Here is a 2,207-nt window from a genome sequence, read left to right as displayed (position 1 = left end):
CGCCGGGGTGGCGGTGCCACTGGCACTGGGGCCGCTGAAGCGCAGCAGGCAGGCGCGGCTGAAGGGCACCTGGGCGCCGCTGCGGCGCAGGGCCAGTTCGCTGGCCAGGAAACGGTCGTAGCGGCCGTCCACCAGGTGGGCGATCACCGGGTGCTCGGGGCTGTAGGTCTGCACCAGCACCTCGCCGGGCAGCTCGCCCCTGCCGGCCCGGCCCGCCAGCTGCAGCAGCAGCTGCAGGCAGTGCTCGGAGGAGCGCAGATCGGGCCGGTGCAGCAGGCTGTCGGCCGCCAGCACGGCCGCCAGGGTCACCCGGGGCAGGTCCATCCCCTTGGCCAGCATCTGGGTGCCCACCAGCACGTCGGCCTCCCCGGCGGCGAAGCGGGCCAGCAGCTGGCCGTGGCCATCGCGGCCGCGGGTGCTGTCGCGATCGAAGCGCAGCACCCGCAGGCCCTCCAGTTCCTGGGCCAGCTGCTCCAGCACCCTCTGGGTGCCGGCGCCGAAGGGCTTGAAGGCCGTGGAGCCGCAGTGGCCGCAGCGGTGGCTGATGTCGGCCCGGTGGTCGCACCAGTGGCAGCGCAGCCACTCCCGGCCGCCGCTGCCGCGGTGCACCGTCATGGGCACGTCGCAGTGGGGGCAGAGCACCGCCTCGCCGCAGCTGCGGCAGCTCAGGAAGGTGTGGTAGCCGCGGCGGGGCACCAGCACCACGGCCTGTTCCCCCCTGGCCTGCACCCCCTGCAGCCGCTGCAGCAGGGCCCGGCTGAGCAGGCTGCGGTGCCCCTCGGCCAGCTCATGGCGCATGTCCACCAGCCGCACCGGCGGCAGGGGGCGGCCGCCGATGCGCTCGCGCAGCCGCAACAGCCGCACCGGCTCGGCTGCCTCTCCCTGGCAGGCCAGCCAGGTCTCCAGGGCCGGCGTGGCACTGCCCAGCAGCAGGCGTCCGCCGCTTTGCCGCACCCTGATCCGGGCCACGTCGCGGGCGTGGTAACAGGGCATCGGACTCTCCTGCTTGTAGGAGCTGTCGTGCTCCTCATCCAGCACGATCAGGTCGAGCCGGGCCAGGGGCAGAAACACGGCGGAGCGGGTGCCCACCGCCAGCAGGGGTCGGCCTTCCAGGCAGCGCCGCCAGGCGGCCACCCGGGCGCCGTCGCTGAGGCCGCTGTGGTACTCCACGACGGCAGCACCGAAGCGGCGGCGGCAGCGCTCCAGCAGCTGGGGGATCAGGCCGATCTCCGGGGTGAGCACCAGGGCGCTGCGCCCCCGGGCCAGGGCCGCGGCGGCAGCCTGCAGATACACCTCGGTCTTGCCGGAACCGGTGACGCCCCAGAGCAGCAGGGTCTGGCCCGGCTGGGCCGCCAGAATCGCCTCCAGGGCCTCGGCCTGGGCCGGGGTGAGCCGTTGGAGCGGTTCGAGCCCCAGGTTCGGTGGTTCTGGATCAGCCCCTGCTCCGTGCGCCGCCAGCAAGGCCTGGGGAAAGGCCTCGGCTGGCAGGGAGAGCCGCTCAACCAGCCCCCGCTGTTCCAGCGCCTGGGCCACGCCCCGGCTGAAGCCTCCGGGCCGGCAAAGCTGCCGCAGCGGCAGGGGGCCGGCGGCGGCGGCGAGCTGGTTCAGCAGCTCCTGCTGGCGGGCACTGAGGCGCTCGTGGGGTTCGGGCCGGCGGGTCGCCCGCAGGGCCAGCAGCGGCTGGCGGTTCGCCCCGGCTCGACGGCCACGCTGGCCAAGCCAACCCGGCGGCAGGGCGCTCTTGAGGGTGCGGAAGCTGCTGGTGTGGCACTGGCGGGCCACCGCCGTGATCAGCGCGCGCCAGTGCTCGTCCACCGCGGCGCTCTGCAGCACGGCCTCCACGGGTTGGATGGCCTTGCCTGCGAGGGCTGCCGGCAAGGCTTCGAGCTCCTCCACCACCAGGCCGCTGTGGGGCCGCCCCTGCAGCCGGAGCCGCACGAGATCGCCCAGCTTCACGGCCAGCTCCGGCGGACGGGCGTAGGTGAACACCTGCCCCTCGCGGCCGGCCTCCAGCCAGATCTGGAGCCACTGGCTCAACGAACTTGCACATCGCTGGAGCTATTCATAGGATGGTGGTGTTGGGCAGCTGCAGGCTGCCGTCGGAACACGGCAGAGTTCCGTCCAGCGGGAAGACACGTACAGAGAGGCTCGGAGTTTCCCTCCACCGCGCTCTCACGGTCTGCGACCACCCCTGACAACCCTGCCCC

Annotated in this window: 1 protein-coding gene; it reads right to left on the bottom strand. The window is 73.6% G+C overall.

The window, feature by feature from the left end; all coding sequences use genetic code 11:
* Positions 1 to 2,037, bottom strand: a 2,037-nt coding sequence (priA, locus tag IQ216_RS13550; RefSeq protein WP_193815888.1) for a primosomal protein N', incomplete at its 3' end; no start/stop codon positions are given.
* Between the last annotated feature and the right edge of the window lie 170 nt (positions 2,038 to 2,207).

This window comes from Cyanobium sp. LEGE 06143 (assembly GCF_015207535.1).
In the GTDB taxonomy this organism is placed as follows: domain Bacteria; phylum Cyanobacteriota; class Cyanobacteriia; order PCC-6307; family Cyanobiaceae; genus NIES-981.
Note: the sequence above shows the minus strand (reverse complement) of the source record. Positions and strands in the feature narration are given on the sequence as shown.